The sequence below is a fragment of the Pseudomonas sp. HP_08 genome, assembly GCF_055284095.1.
Genome location: NZ_JBTOQC010000010.1, coordinates 103569 through 119677, shown reverse-complemented (window position 1 = coordinate 119677; position 16109 = coordinate 103569). Strand labels below are relative to the sequence as shown.

4 protein-coding genes are annotated in these 16109 nt (G+C 59.8%); all 4 read right to left on the bottom strand.

The window, feature by feature from the left end:
• Nucleotides 1-50: 50 nt before the first annotated feature.
• The 4 genes from ACYAS9_RS10665 to ACYAS9_RS10650 all read right to left on the bottom strand — a co-directional run bounded on the left by ACYAS9_RS10665 (nt 51) and on the right by ACYAS9_RS10650 (nt 16053).
• Complete coding sequence (locus tag ACYAS9_RS10665; RefSeq protein ID WP_463568258.1) at nt 51-4850, bottom strand: dermonecrotic toxin domain-containing protein; 4800 nt, start codon at nt 4848-4850, stop codon at nt 51-53.
• 131 nt (nt 4851-4981) lie between these two features.
• Nucleotides 4982-9793 carry a dermonecrotic toxin domain-containing protein gene (locus tag ACYAS9_RS10660; protein WP_463568257.1) on the bottom strand — a complete coding sequence of 1604 codons (4812 nt, stop codon included), beginning with the start codon at nt 9791-9793 and terminating at the stop codon, nt 4982-4984.
• A gap of 131 nt (nt 9794-9924) precedes the next feature.
• Nucleotides 9925-14760: a hypothetical protein gene (locus ACYAS9_RS10655; protein ID WP_463568256.1), complete on the bottom strand. Its 4836-nt coding sequence runs from the start codon at nt 14758-14760 to the stop codon at nt 9925-9927.
• 90 nt (nt 14761-14850) lie between these two features.
• Nucleotides 14851-16053, bottom strand: coding sequence for an MFS transporter (locus tag ACYAS9_RS10650; protein WP_463568255.1), 1203 nt, complete (start codon nt 16051-16053; stop codon nt 14851-14853).
• Nucleotides 16054-16109: the final 56 nt, after the last annotated feature.

Genomic DNA, 16109 nt, shown 5'->3' with positions numbered 1-16109 from the left:
TTAGCGATCTAATCCATTCCTCAAAGGTATATAAGCCATCGCATGAACGACTAATCAAAGGGCACTCTGCCCAGCTTGGTGACCAGCAACGCAATGGTGTCGGCATTGGCAAGCATGACGTCGCAGCGCTTGAGCGGGTCGCTGTAAAACACATTGCGTGCCTCTTCAAGGGTGGTGGTTTTTGTCAGTTTCAGAATTGTCGCGAATCCATAGCCGGCCTCTTCATCCAGGTCGGACAGCGTGCCATTGCGGTTCACTTTGAACAGTTGGTCTCTGGGCGTACCCCGCGCAAGGCCATTGTTCTGTATATGCAGCAGTTGAGCTTGTGCTTGCGGATACTCGGCACTGATCAGGTCGGCATACGGGGCTCCCGAGTCAACATAGGCGATGTCGGCGGTCTGGTTATTGAGGTGGGAAAGTTCATGGATCAAGGCCGCCGCCTGAAAGTGCGTGCGTGGGTAGAAGCCGCGCAGGTGTGCATTAACCGTCGGGTAAGCCCTGGGCACGTAGTTGAAAAAACTGTCGGCGAGAAAAACCCGGCGGGCAGGGTCGGCGCGGTACACGAAAGCGTCTGAAGTGGTGTCCGACTTCTTGTGGCTGCCGGTGATATAGCGTGTCGATGTCTTGGGTGACATCGACGGTGAAAGCATGTCGACATAGATGTCGGCAATCAGGTTTCTCAAGCGTCGCGTCAATGATGGCGGCGTGACCGGCAAGTTGAAGGCGGCCTGGATAACGAGGTCGGTGGCGGGGGGTAAAAAGCCCGTTGCTGTGTCCGAGTCCAGGTTAACCAGACTGTTGCGCAAGTAATTCAAGGCCAGCGTATGGGCGGCTGTGATCTGACGCGCTTTGATAAGGTCGGTAGACCTGATCTGCTTCATGCCTTTTGACTTTACGGCGAAGCTGGCCTTTATGGCCAGATCGACTTCGGCTGAAGCGCTGCCCAACACGTCGATTTTACTGCTGCCGATGCCACCGCCGTACAGGCCTAAACGCTGATCCAGGATCCAGTGCCGTTCGGCGTTCAGGCGAATTTTGGGGCCCGGATGCCCTGGGCCGGTAAAGATATGCCACTGCTCATCATGCTGGACGATCTGATAAACCCGGCCTTCGACAGCGGCGTATGCCGTTTGCCCCGTGCGGTAAATCGGCAGGGCGATGTCTTTGTCCAGATTGGTCAGTGCGACGTTTCGTTCCTCGAACGAACGTAGCAGCCGGCCCGACTCGATTTTTGCGGGCTCCTGGAAGGGTATGGATGAATCTGCAACCTGTTCAGGCTCATTGGCTGATCGGGTACTGGCCAGCAGCGCCAGGGCCGTTGCGAACTCCGACAGTGCTTTACCCCACTGACTGTTGCGCACGGCGCCCGTGGCGGCGCCCACCCAGCTTTTCGCTTGCCAGATGTTCACAAGGACGGCAATGCGGCCTGGCAAGAACGCACTCGCCAGTTCAAACCCAAGGGTCATCAGGTGAGTGAAGTCCCGCCATTGCGCTTGAGCACTGGTCACGGACTGTGTCCTGGCAATCTCCTTCACGTGCACGATCATGTCCTCGAACATGATTGTCAGCGCATTGCCCGTCAGCGGTGCTATCTGCAAGCGGGCCGGGCCGGGTGCTGTGTGGAAAATGTCGAACGAACTTTCAGTGTTCCAGTGAATATGCGGTTCAACCCAGCCACCGTTGTCGTACGTGTGCCTGGCATCGGGATGCAGACGGGCAAGCAGTTGAGTTTGCAATACCGGGTCAGTCTGCAAGGCCACGAGCAGTTCGGCCCTGCCGGGGTAAAGGCGCAGGCTGTCTTCAGGGGTGTAGGCAGTAAACACAATGACAGGCCCTTGATCCTCTGCCGCCGGGCAGATTACATAAACACCGCTGGCCCTGTCGGGTGTTGCATCTGCCGATGCACCAAGCTGCAAGCGGCTGAAAATGATGTCCTGGCCGGCCACGGGTTGCCGTGCCACCCCATCGGGCATTTCCAGAATCGCCTGAATCCACGCCAGCATTGTCCTGCTCCAGCCGTCCTGGAGTACGTGCTGAAGTGACGACAGCTTGAGGATATTGCTGGCCATGGCACTGAAGCGTGCCAGGCGCTGGCTGTACTCTTTGTTATCCGGACTCAGCGACTGATTCAGCAGCGTCAGGTAGGTGCCGCCGATGTCGAGTTCGCGGATCAGCTGCCTGACATAATCCGGGGTCAATCCAGCGGGCAAGGCCATGCCGTCAGCTCTGCGGATGACCATCATGGCACCCATGTTCTTGCTGAAGTGGTCGATCGCCGACTGGGTCAGGCTCTGCTCGGTCTGATGTGTGAAGGCCGGCAGGAACGAGGGTATTTCGCCTGTTGATACAGGCGTAGCAATAAAAGATTTCAGGTTGAGAATCAGTGCATCGGGGTCGATGTTGCTGGCGGCAAAATCCCTGTTCAGGCGCGTTTGCAAATGCTTGCGTGCCACGTAATCGATCGTGGGAATGCCTGATAGATAGCTGTTTTGCGGGCTGCCCATTTCCAGGGTGTCTTGCAGCAACGCGGAAAACGCCTCGAACTCCGTCGGCCCTGCCTGGTTAAGCCAGTCGGGCAGTACCTGACGGGTGTGCAAGTCAATGAAGCGAACCGACAAGGCTTCAAGGTATTCGCAGACGCCATCCTGAGTGTTGATGGTGTCGATCAAGGGCGCAAAGATACCGGGTCTGACTTGATCCGAGATAGCGAAATCCAGCGCTGTCTGGGCGTTGATGTTTTGCTCTTGTAGCAGGTTCGCGTGTAGCTCATCGAACGTATTACCGTCGATCGACCAGGTACTGATGCTCACGTCTGAATGCACGGCGGTTTGCAGCCACGGTTGCCACACCTCTATTTGTGTGACGGGCAGTAGATTTTGCCAGCGATCTCGGCGCGGACCGGTGGCCAGGTTGCTGATCAGTGCGCTGCCCAGTTGCTGGAGGTCGGCATACTGCCTGAGTCCTTCCAGAGGCGACCAGAACAACAGGGTCCGGTCGGCAGCACCAGGCTGATCAACGATGAAGGCCATCCCCAGGCGCACGCCCGGTGTCTGCGCTGACAGATTGAGCTGCAGCCCGGATACCCGAATGGCCTGCGTGCCCAGAACCTGGCGCTGGCTGGCCAGCGGCTTCTCAAACACTTGCTTGAGCCGCTGCAGCAGCAATGGCGGCAATGTCATGAAATGCTCGTGCAGCACCATTTCCAGACGGATGCCATCTTCCAGGTTTGTACGCAGCAGCGCAGCCAGACTCAGCCAACGGTCGTTCAGGCACAACTTCAATGAACCGCTGCCCTTGAGCTGCGCTGTAAACAGGCTGCCGAAAACCTGTGCAGCGCTGTTCAGCGTCTGCTCCAGAGCTGCCGGCGCCAATGACGGCAGATGTTGGCCATCGAGGCGGATGAACGTGTCATCGTCACTGATGGGCTCTCTGAAATAGCCGCTGACGCGCTGTAAAAGCAGGTCCACCAGGTTGATATTGGCCCTGGCCGGTTGCTCGGGTGTCGCAGGTTGCAGCAGCGTCGTTTCCGCTTTCGGGAAACCCTCGAATACCGCCAGCACAGGGTTCAGTAGTCGTACCGCCACAGCCCGGATACTGGGCGTCGCGCCGTAGATTGCATCGCGCTCGCTGGCCAGCCACATCAGCCGGTCCATGCTCTGCAATAACGGGTTGAACATCGTGTCTGTGGACAAAGGCTGGTATGAACGGGTTTCAAGGCTTCTGTTCCAGCGCAGTGCAGGGTCCAGCATGCCCAGGCGTCGATCAATCAGCGTGCACAGGTTGATCGCATCATCGACGGTGATTTGCTCGTCGGGGATGTCGTTAGTGGCCACGGACAAGGCGTACGCCAGGTTGAGTTCCTGCACCGTTACGATCGAATCGATCCGGTCGACAAAGACGGAGCGGTTGATGGTCTGCCTCCGATAGACACGCGAGGTGGAGGCGTTCCATTGCCGGACATGATTCAAGGGCAGGCTCATCGGTATTGCCAGGGCGTCCAGGCAGGCGTGCAGGGCCCCTTCGCCGGAGAGCGATTGCAGGCCCGTGGTCGGCCAGTAGAGCAGCATTTCACTCTGGGTCTTGAGGCTGAGGGTAAACGCACCGGCCAGTTCGACCCACTCGCTGCCCAGGCGCACCAGAATCTTCTCGCAGTGCAGCGCGGGGCCCTGAAGGGGCGGGAAGTCCGGGTCCAGTTGCAGCAACGGGTTGCTGATGTCGGCAAGGCGGGCTTGTGCCAGATCCTGATAGAACCCTTCGGCAAATGCCTTGCTTGCCAGCTGATGCAGGTGTTTGGAGCCTGCGGTCGCCGTCTTCCAGAATTGATTCAGTGCGCGGTTGTAGAGGGTCGCGCTACCGGCAACAGTGGGGCTGTCGCCGATCTGTTCTTCCAGTGTGGGCAGGCGGGCCAGCTCCTCGGCCGTTCGTGCCAGACGCTTGGCGCGTTTGCTCAGGTAGTCATTCATTTGTGCAGTGAACACGTCGCCTTGCACATGGGGCGCTTCAAGCGTGGTGTCATGCAGGATGAAGCGCTGGCGAAGGACATGGTCGACGGTGGCGCGATCTTCGAAGGCTTCCAGGCCATAGACCGGATTTTGCAGGAACACCCGCCGCACGGTCGAGCCGGGATCGCTGAACATCAGCGTCGCGGTCAGTTCGGGCGGGTCGCTGCCATCTTCCGTCGAGAGCAGATCGATTCTGCCAGAGCTGCTGGCTGTGCCGGTCAGCAGTGTTTCCAGCCAGGTGTGTTCTTGCTGATTGATCTGTTGTTTGCCGAGGGCCCTGGCGGCGCATTGCATGAATGCAGCCGCAAGCTGTTGATGATGAAAAAATGCGATGGGGTGGTCTGACAAGGAGCCTCCTGGCGATAGCGCCGGTTGGCGAAAAGGGGCCAACCGGCTTTGAGGCTGCACTCTAGAACCCTGCGTTGTGCCTGAGGCGTTACATAATGCTACTGGCCGCCATGACCCGGCACAGGCACGTTTCAGACCGGCACTGCATGAAACGGCACCCTGCCCAGCTTGGTGACCAGCAACGCAATGGTGTCGGCATTGGCAAGCATGACGTCGCAGCGCTTGACCGGGTCGTTGTAAAACACAGTACGTGCCTCGTCCAGTGTGCGGGTGTTGGTCAATTTCAGAATCGTCGAGAGTCCGTTGCCTGACTCCTCATCCATATCGTAGAGCATGCCATTGCGGTTCACTTTGAACAGTTGGTCTCGGGGCGTGCCCACGCCGAGACCATTGTTTTGTATCTGCCGCAGTTGAGCTTGTGCTTGCGGATAGGCGTCGCTGACCATATCGACATAAGGGGCTCCCGAGTCAAGATAGGCAATGTCGGCGGTCTTGTTGTTGAGGTGGGAAAGTTCATGGATCAAGACCGCTGCCTGAAAGTGCGTGCGCGGGTAAAAACCACTCAGATGGGCGTTAGCCGTGGGGTAAGCCCTGGGAACGTAATCGAAGAAACTATCAGCAAGAAACACCCTGCGAGCAGGGTCGTCGCGATAAACGAAAGCATCTGAAGCGATGTCCGACTGCTTGTGGCTGCCGGCGATATAGCGTGTCGATGTCTTGGGTGACATGGAGGGCGAAAGCATGTCGACATAGATGTCGGCAATCATGTTTCTCAAGCACCGTGTCAATGACGGCGGCGTGACCGTCAAGTTAAAGGCTGCCTGGATAATGAGTTTGCTGGTATGAGGCGGGGAGCCCGTGGCAGCGTCCAGATCCAGGTTGATCAAGCTGGTACGCAAGTAACGCAAGGCCAGGGTATGGGCGGCGGTGATCTGACGCGCCTTGATCACGTCGAGAGCCCTGATCTGCTTCATACCTTTTGCTTTTACGGTGAAGCTGGCTCTTATTTCCACATCGACTTCGGCTGAAACGCTGCCTAACACGTCGATCTTGCTGCTGCCGATGCCGCCGCCGTACAGCCCCAGACGCTGATCCAGTACCCAGTGGCGTTCAGGGTTCAGGCGAATCTTTGGACCAGGATGCCCGGGCCCGGTAAAAATATGCCACTGCTCATCGTGCTGGACGATCTGATAAACCCGGCCTTCGACGGCGGCGTAGGCCGTCTGGCCTGTGCGGTAAATCGGCAAGGCCAGGTCTTTGACCAGATTGGCCAGTGAGACAGTGCGTACCTCGAACGAGCGTAGCTGCCGCCCCGTCTCCAGTGCCGCTGGCTGTTGAAGCGTGATGGGTGAGTCGGCAGGTTGTTCAAGCTCCCTGGCCGATCGGGTACTGGACAGAAGTGAAAGGGCCGTTACGAATTCAGACAGTGCCTGACCCCAATGGCTGTTGCGCACGGCGTCCGTTGCGGCGCCCAACCAGCTTTTCGCTTGCCAGAGGTTCACAAGGATGGCAAGCCGGCCAGGCAAGAACGCACTCGCTTGTTCAATCCCAAGGGTCATCAGGTAGGTGAAGCTCTCCCACTGTGCTTGAGCGCTGGTAACGACCTGCGTGCTGGCAATAGCCTTTATGTGCACGATCATGTCTTCGAACATTATTTCCAGTGCATTGCCAGTCAGTGCTTCCAGGTGTATCTGGACCGGGCCGGGCGGCGTGTGAAAAATGTCGAACGCGCTTTCGGTGTTCCAGTGAATATGCGGTTCAACCCAGCCACCGTTGTCATACAGATGCCTGTTATCGGCCGGCAGTCGGGCCAGCAGCTGGCTTTGCAATACCGGGTCGGTGTGCAGCGCCGCGAGCAGTTCGGCCCTGCCGGGGTAAAGGCGCAGGCTGTTGTCAGGGGTGTAGGCGGTAAACAGGATCGCCGGTCCTTGATCCTCAGCCGCCGGACAGATCACATAGACACCGGTGGCCGTGTCGGGCGCCATATCCGCTGCCGCGCGAAGCTGCAAGCGGCTGAAGATGATGTTCTGGCCGGCCACCGGCTGCCGGGCCAGCCCATCGGGCATGTCCAGAATCGCCTGGATCCACGTCAGTGTTGTCCGGCTCCAGCCGTCCTGCAATACGTTCTGAAGTGAGGACAGCATGAGGGCATTGCTGGCCATGGCGCTGAAGTGTGCCAGACGCTGGCTGTAGTCCTTGCTGTCCGGGCTCAGGTACTTGTCCAGCAGCGTCAGGTATTTGCCGCCTATATCGATCTCGCGGACCAGCGCCCTGACATAGTCCGGGGTCAGCCCGGCAGGCAAGGCCATACCGTCTGCCCTGCGAATGACCATCACGGCGTCCATGTTTTTGCTGAAGTGATTGATCGCCACCTGGGTCAGGCTCTGCTCGACCTCAAATGTTGCGGCAGGCAGGAACGAGGGTATTTCGCCTGTCGCTACAGGCGTAGCAATAAAGGATTTCAGGTCAATGATCAGCGCTTCGGGATCGATGTTGCTGGCGGCAAAATCCTTGCTCAGGCGCGTCTGCAAATGATAGCGAGCAACTTGAGTGATCGTCGGGATGCCCGCCAGATAGCTGTTTTGCGGGTTCCATATTTCCAGTATGTCGTGCAGTAACGCCGAAAACGTCTTGAATTCTGCAGGTGGCGCCTGGTTCAGCCAGTCGGGCAGTACCTGATGGGTGTGCAGATCGATGAAGCGAACGGACAGGGTTTCCAGGTATTCGGAAACGCCATCCTGCGTGTTTATCGTGTCAATCAAGGGCGCGAAAATACCGGCCCTGACTTGATCTGAAATGGAGAACTCCAACGCTTTTTGGGCGTTTTCGTTTTGCTCTTGCAACAAGTTCGTGTGCAGCTCATCGAACACATCACCGTTGATCGACCAGGTGCTGATGCTCAGGCCTGAACGCACGGTGGGCTCCAGCCACTGCTGCCACACCTCGACTTGTGTAACCGGCAGCAGGTTCTGCCAGATATGGCAGTGGGGACCGGTGGCCAGGTTGCTGATCAATGCGTTGCCCAGTTGCTGGCGATTGGCGTACTGCCTGAGTCCTTCAACAGGCGACCAGAACAACAGCGTCTGGTCGGCAGACGCTGGCTGTTCAATTAAAAAGGCCAGCCCCAGGCGGATGCCCGGTATCTTCGCTGACAGATTGAGCTGTAGCCCGGACACCTGAATGGCCTGCGCGCCCAGAACCTGGCGCTGGCTGGCCAGGGGTTTTTCGAACATCTGCTGGAGTCGCTGCAGGAGCAATGGCGGCAGTGTCATGAAATGCTTGTGCAGCAGCATTTCCAGGCGGATGCCATCTTCAAGGTTGGTGCGCAGCAGGGAAGCCAGGCTTGACCAACGCTCGTTCAGGCACAGTTTCAAGGAGCTGCTGCCCTTGAGCTGCTCGGTGAACCGGCTGGCGAAAGCCTGTACGGCGTTGTTCAGTGTCTGCTCCAGAGCTGCCGGCGCCAGCGACGGCAAAGGTTGACCATCAAGGCGGGTGAAGGTGTCTGTATCGCCAAGTGGGGTACTGGAATAACCGCTGACGCGCTGCAAAAGCAGGTCTATCAGACTGACATCGGGACTGGCCGGCTGCTCGGGTGCTGGCGGCTGCAGCAGCGTTGATTCCGCTTGCAGGGCACCGCCGAATACCGCCAGTGCGGGGGCCAGGAGCCGCACCGCCACAGCGCGAATACTGGGGGTGGCGCCGTAGATTGCATCGCGCTCGTTGGCCAGCCACATCAGCCGGTCGATGCTCTGCACTAACGGGTTGAACATCGTGTCGGTGGACAGCGGCTGGTATGAAAGCGTTTGCAGGCTTCTGTCCCAACGCAGGGTAGGGTCCAGCGTACCCAGGCGTCGATCGATCAGCCTACCCACGTTGATCGCATCATCGACGATGATTTGTTCGGTGAAGGTGTCTTTACTGGCTTCGGCCAAGGCGTACGCCAGATTGAGTTCCTGCAGCGTTACGATCGAATCGATCCGGTCGACAAAGACGGAGTGGTTGATGGTCTGCTTCTGATAGTCACGTGAGGTAGATGCGTTCCATTGCCGAACATATTTCAAGGGCAGACTCATCGGCGCTGCCAGGGCGTTCAGGTACGCATGCAGGGCGCCTTCGCCCGACAGTGAATGCAGGCCTGTGGTCGGCCAGTAGAGCAGCATTTCACTCTGGGTCTTGAGGCTGAGGGTAAACGCACCGGCCAGTTCGACCCACTCGCTGCCCAGGCGCACCAGAATCTTCTCGCAGTGCAGCGCGGGGCCCTGAAGGGGCGGCAAGTCCGGGTCCAGTTGCAGCAACGGGTTGCTGATGTCGGCAAGACGGGCTTGCGCCAGATCCTGATAGAACCCTTCGGCAAATGCCTTGCTTGCCAACTGATGCAGATGCTTGGAGCCTGCGGTCGCCGTCTTCCAGAATTGATTCAGTGCGCGGTTGTAGAGGGTCGCGCTGCCGGCAGTGGTGAGGCTGTCGCCAATCTGTTCTTCCAGTGTGGGCAGGTGGGCCAGCTCCTCGGCCGTGCGCGCCAGACGCTTGGCGCGTTTGCTCAGGTAGTCATTCATTTGTGCCGTGAACACGTCGCCTTGCACATGGGTCGCTTCAAGCGTGGTGTCATGCAGGATGAAGCGCTGGCGAAGGACCTGGTCGACGGTGGCGCGATCTTCGAAGGCTTCCAGGCCATAGACCGGACTTTGCAGGAACACCCGCCGCACGGTCGAGCCGGGGTCGCTGAACATCAGCGTTGCGGTCAGTTCGGGTGGGTCGCTGCCATCGTCCGTCGAGAGCAGATCGATTCTGCCAGAGCCGCTGGCTGTGCCGGTCAGCAGTGTTTCCAGCCAGGTGTGTTCTTGCTGATTGATCTGTTGTTTACCGAGGGCCCTGGCGGCGCATTGCATGAATGCAGCCGCGAGCTGTTGATGATGAAAAAATGCGATGGGGTGGTCTGACAAGGAGCCTCCTGGCGATTGCGCCGGTGGGCGAAAAGGTGCCAACCGGCTTTGAGGCTGCACTCTAGAACCCTGCGTTGTGCATGAGGTGTTACATAATGCTACTGGCCGCCATGACCCGGCACAGGCACGTTTTAGACCGGCACTGCATGAAACGGCACTCTGCCCAGCTTGGTGACCAGCAAGGCGATGGTGTCGGCATTGGCCAGAATCACATTGCAGCGCTTGATCGGGTCGTTGTAGAACACATCGCGGGCCTCTTCCAGCGTGCGAGTCTTGGTCAGCTTCAGGACCGCTGAATAGGCGTATTGATCTTTGTCGCCCAGATCCTCCAGGGCGCCATTACGGCTCATCTTGAACAGCTGCTCCCGGGGCGTATGCAACGACAGGCTGCGGTTTTGCGTGTCGAGCAGTTGCGCCTGAATCTGGGTATGAGTGCTGCTGATCAGGTCGGCAAAGGGAGCACCTGACTCCAGGTAGGCAATGTCCGAGGTCCTGTTATTGATGTGTGACAGTTCGTGGATCAGGACGGCCGCCTGAAAGTGTGTACGCGCATCAAAGCCGCTGATCTGGGCTTCAGGAACGGGATAAATCACAGGCCGGTAACTGAAAAAGCTTTCGGCCAGAAAAACCCTGCGCGAAGGATCATTGCGAAAGACGAACGCATCCGCCGTGCTGTCTGACTGCTTGTGGGCGCCGCTGATGAAGCGCGTTGATGATTTGGGCGACAGCCCGGGCGAAAGCAGGTCGACGTAGATGTCAGAGACCATGTTTCTCAGGCGTTGCGTCAGGGTCGCAGGCGTTGCCGGAAAGCCAAACACCGCTTGCAGAATGACGTCGCTGGTGTGGGGGATGAAGCCTGCTCTCTTGTCGGCATCCAGATTGATGAGGCAGGTGCGCAGATAGCGTAAAGCCAGGGCATGGGCGGCCTGGATCTGACGTGCCTGGACTCGGTCGGCAGTCCTGATCTGCGCCATGCCCGTGGCCTTGACCGTGAAACGCTCCTCCAGCCACACATCGATATCCCTCAGATCGCTGCCGACCGTATCGATCCTGCTGCTGCCGATTCCACCGCCGCGCAGCCCGTCCGGCTGATCCAGCACCCAGTGACGTTCAGCATCCAGGCGAATTTTCGGGCCTGGGTGCGAGGCGCCAGTGAAGATATGCCACGCGCCGTCCTGCTCGATGATTCGGTAGACCCGGCCCTGAACCGCTGCATAAGCCATCTGGCCTTCGCGATAGATCGGCAGTGCCAGGTCCTTGAGCAGATTGACCAGCGAGACATTCCTGACCTCGAACGAGCGCAACCGTTGCGCTGTACTCAGGCTTGTCGGCACAGGGTATGAGGTGGGTGAACTCGCAGGCATTTCGGGTTCTTCGACCGCGAGCGTACTGCCCAGGCTCGCCAGGGCCGCGGCGAATTCGGACAGCGCCTTACCCCATTGGCTTTTTCTGGCGGCATCCGTTGCCGCACCAATCCAGCTTTTCGACTGCCAGAGACCGACCAGCACCGCAAGCCGGCCCGGCAAGAAGGCGCTGGCCTGTTCGGCGCCCAGGGTCATCAGGTCGGTGAAGCGCTGCCACTGTGCCTGTGCGCTGGTAATGGACTGTGTCGTGGCGATGACCTTCACGTGTTCGATGGTGTCCTGAAACATTACCGCCAGCGCATTGCCGGTCAGTGGTTCCAGGTGCAACCGGACCGGGCCGGGCGTCCGGGGCGCAATATCGAAAGAGGCTTCGGTGCTCCAGGGGATATGCGGTTCAAGCCAGCCACCGTTGTCATAGGTGCGCCTGGCATCGGGCAGCAGGCGGGCAAACAGTTGGCTTTGCAACACCGGGTCAGTGTGCAGCGCCGTGAGCAAGGCGGCCCGGTCGGGATAAAGGCGCAAATTATTTTCGTTGGTAAAGGCGGTAAACACGATCACCGGCCCCTGGTCTTCAGTGGCCGGGTAGATGACATAGACATTCGTGATCGGGTCGGGCGCCATATCTTCTGCCGCGCGAAGCTGCAATCGACTGAAGAGGATGGCTTGGCCGTCCACCGGCTGGCGCGCCAGCCCATCGGGCATTTCCAGAACAGCGTTGACATAGGCCAGCGCTTTGCGGCTCCAGTCGTCCTCCAGTACATGCTGCAGCGTCGACAGCATCAGCGTGGTGCAGGCCATGGCGCTGAAGCGCTCCTGGCGCAGGCTGAGCTGCGGGTTTTCAGGGCTGAAGGCTTTGCTCAACAACACCAGGTATTTGCCGCCCAGATCGAGTTCGCTGATCACGGCTCTTAAATAAACCGGGGTCAGCCCGGTGGGCAGGGCCGTGCCATCAGCCTTGCGAATGAACATCACCGCGTCCGGATTTTTACTGAAGTGGTCAGTGGCAGCCTGGGTCAGGCTGTATTCGGCCACAAGGGTGGCCGCCGATATTGCCGAAGGAATCTGGCCTGTGGGGACAGGCGCTGCGGTAAAGGATTTCAGGGTGATGATCACCTCATCGGGGTCGATGGGCTGTGCGGCAAAATCCTGGGCCAGGCGTGTGTACAACTGCTTGCGTGTGAAATCGGCAATCGTCGGGATGCCAAACAGATAGCTATTGTCCCGCCTCAACGTTTCCTGAGCACGGCGCAGCAACATCGAAAACGCCGCCAAGTCTGCGGGCGCGGCCAGGTTGAGCCAGTCGGGCAGTACCTCGCGGGTGTGCAGGTCGGCAAAGCGCAATGACTGCGTTTCAAAATAGTCGGCAAGTGCATCGTGCCGGTACACAGCATCAATGAACGGCTCGAAAATGCCGGGCCGGTACTGCGCTGAAATGGACAGTTGCAGCGCGGTTGTGGCGTTGTCGTTCTGCTCTTGTTGCAGGGTCGCCTGGACCTCATCAAGCGGATCACCCTCGATTGCCCAGGTGCTGATCCCTGAAAACCAGTGGACCGATTTTTGCTGTTGTGGCTTCCAGAAGGCCGCTTGTACGGCGGGCATCAGGTCCAGCCAGTCATCGCGGCGCGGGCCGGAGGTCATGTTGCGGAGCAGCGTGGTGGACAGTTGCTCAAGGTCGGCATAGGCCTTCAGCCCTTCGACGGGTGACCAGAACAACAGCGCCTGATCGATGGAACCCGGTTGGTCGATGAGCAGGGCAAGCTTCAAGCGTATGCCCGGCACATTCGGCTGTGCAGAGTCGAGCTGCAGCCCGAACACGCGCGTCTGCTGTTGGCCCAGGGCCTGGCGTTGACTGGCAAGCGGCGTGTCGAGTACCTGTTTGAGCCGGTGCAGAAGCGCCGGTGGCAGTGTCACGAAATAATCGTGCAGCGCCATTTCCAGGCGCAGGCCGTCTTCCAGATTGGTACGCAGCAGTGCCGGTACCTGCAACCAGCGTTTATCCAGGCACAGACTCAATGAGCGACTGGCCTCTAGTTGCGCGGCAAATTGATGGGTGAATGCGGGTTGCGCGAGGCTCAGTATTTGCTCGATCGCCGCCGGCGGCACGAACGGCAGGGACTGGAGATCCTGGCGGCAGAAGCCATCCCTGGCGCTGATGGGCACGCTGGAAAAACCGCTGACCCGTTGAAACAGCAGATCGACCAGGCTGGTGTCTTGCGCCGCCGGCCCTTGCACCGCCGACCCTTGCTGCGACGATGCTGTGGCCCGGCGCAGCAAGGTGTCTGGCTCAAGGTTGCCGGCAAACACGGCCAGCGCCGGCTTCAACAGTCGCTGCGCCACCGTCCTCACCCCGGGCATGACCTGGTAAAGCGCATCGCGCTCACCGCCCAGCCACGCCAGCCGCTCTATGCTCTGCAGTAACGGCTTGAACACCGGATTGGTCGCCGGCGGGTGTCGCCCCGCCAGGTTGACGTACTGGGTCCAGCGCAGGGTCGGGTCCAGTGCCTGCAGGCGTCGATCGATCAATGCGCGCACGTCCAGGGCTGCATTCACGGCGACCTGTGCAGCGGGCACCTCATCGCTTGCCGTGGACAGGATGTGCGCCAGGTTGAGTTCCTGCAGCGTCACGATCGAATCAATCCGGTCAACAAACACCGACTGGGTGATGGGCTGGGTTTTATAGGCGCGCGGGGTTGCGACGTGCCATTGTTCGACACGGTTCAAGGGCAGGTTTTGCGGCGCGGCCAGTCCATCCAGATACGTGTTGATTGCGCCGTGGCTGGCCATCGGCAGCAGGCCGGTGTACGGCCAGAACAGCATCCGCTCGTTCTCGGTTTCAAGGCCGAAGGTAAAGGCGCCGGCCAACTCGACCCATTCGTTGCCCAGGCGCACGAGGATTTTCTCGCAGCGCATGGCGGGGGCACGAAGAGGGTGCCACTCGGGGTCCAGTTGCAGGTTTGGCGTCTGACCGATTGTCAGGCGAGCCTCCGCCAGGTCCTGGTAAAACCCTTCGGCGAAGGTTTTGCTCGCCAGTTGATGCAAGTGCTTGGAGCCTGACGTCGCGGTTTTCCAGAACTGATGCAAGGCTCGCTGGTAGTCCGTAGCGCTGTCGGCGGTGGTCATGTTGTTGCCGATCTCGTCCAGTGCGGGTAACCGGGCCAATGCTTCGGCCATCCGTTCAAGACGCCTGGCGCGCTGGCTCAGGTAGCCATTCATTTGCGCGGTAAACACCTCGCCTTGCACCAGGGAGGCTTCCAGCGTCGTCTCGTGCTGGGTGATGCGCTGGCGCAGGGTTTCTTCGGCGGCGACACGATTGTCGAATGCTTCAAGGCCATAAATCGGACTTTGCAGGAAGACCCGCCAGGAGGGCGTGCCAGGGTCGCTGAACATCAGCGTCCCGGTCAGCGCTGGCGGGTCGCTGCCATCGTCGACCCCGAGCAGGTCGATCCTGGCTGAGCCGTGGGCTGTGGCGGTGCTCACCATCGCTTCCAGCCAGGCGTGTTCCTGTGGGTCGATTTGCTGTTCGCGCAGTGCCCTGGCGGCACATTGCATGAAGGCGACGGCAAGTTGTTGCGGGTGAAAAAAATTGTCGGGACGGTCTGACAAGGTGGCCTCCTGGCGATGAATCATGTTGGCAACGGCGCGCCAACTGACGAATGAGGCTGCACTCTAGAGGCCCATGTCAGGCTGAAGGCGTTACATATTGCGACGGCCAGGGATGCGTGCATCACCCGGCAGTGCCAGGGCCAGCATCCCCAGCAGCGGCAGATAACCGGCCCATTCAAAGGTCGCGATTACGCCATGGTGATCGGCCAGCACACCGAGCCCTGCCGCTGCGATGCCGCTGATACCGAACGTCAGACCGAAGAACGCGCCGGCCACCAGGCCGATGCGGCCTGGCAGCAGGTCCTGGGCCATCAACAAAATGGCGGCGAATGCCGAGGCGATGACCGCGCCGATCAGCAGCGACACCGGCAGCGTCAGAGGCTGCGGCACATGCGGCAGCCACAGCGCAAACGGGCAAGCGCCCAGAATCGACAGGATGATCACCTTGCGCCGTCCCAGCCGGTCCACCAGCGGCCCGCCGAACAGGGTGCCCAGGGTCATTGCCAGCAGAAAAGCGAACAGGTACACCTGCGCTTCGCGAATGCTCATGGCAAAGCGCTCGATCAGAAAGAAGGTATAGAAGTTGGCGATGCACGCCAGGTACACGTATTTGGACAGCACCAGCACCACCAGCAGGCTCAGGGCCTGCGCCTTGCGTCGGCGCGGCAGCAGGCCCAGCGGCGAACGTGTTGCCGTGACGATTGAGGGCGCCGTCTGGCTGACGCGCACGGCGCTGCGCAACAACAAAAACCCCAGCAGGGCCAGCCCGACCATCCAGCCGGCCAGGTGTGCAACAGGCATGAGCAGCAGGGTGGCGAGCAACAGCGGCGCCACCGCCGAGCCGACATTGCCGCCCAGCTGGAACACCGATTGCGCCAGCCCCAGCCGACCGTTGGCAGCCGCTCTGGCGGCGCGCGAACCTTCCGGGTGAAAGATCGACGACCCCAGGCCGATCACCGCCGCTGCCAGCAAAAAACCGCCAAAGCCCTGGGCCAGTGCCAGCAGCGCCATGCCCGCAGCCATGAACAGCATCGCCCACGGCAACAGCCACGGGCACGGACGGCGATCGGTCCACCAACCCACCAGTGGCTGGCACAAGGAGCCAGTCAGGTGAAACATCAGCGTGATCAGCCCGATCTGCGCGTAGCTCAACCGGTAGTGCGCCTGAAGCTGCGGGTACAGCGAAGGCAGCACGGCCTGGAACAGGTCGTTCAGGCAATGGGCCAGGGCGATGGTCAGCAGCACGGGCGCGAGACGGGTGGATGAAGCGGTCGTGGAGGGCAGGGCGGTCATCACGGGCTCGCGAGTGTGGGCCATCAAGGGCCGCGCATTGAACCGTGTGGCTTGTA

Bases quoted from the DNA above. Each gene is read 5' to 3' on its own strand.
- ACYAS9_RS10650 (WP_463568255.1), bottom strand. From the start codon at position 16,053: ATGACCGCCCTGCCCTCCACGACCGCTTCATCCACCCGTCTCGCGCCC.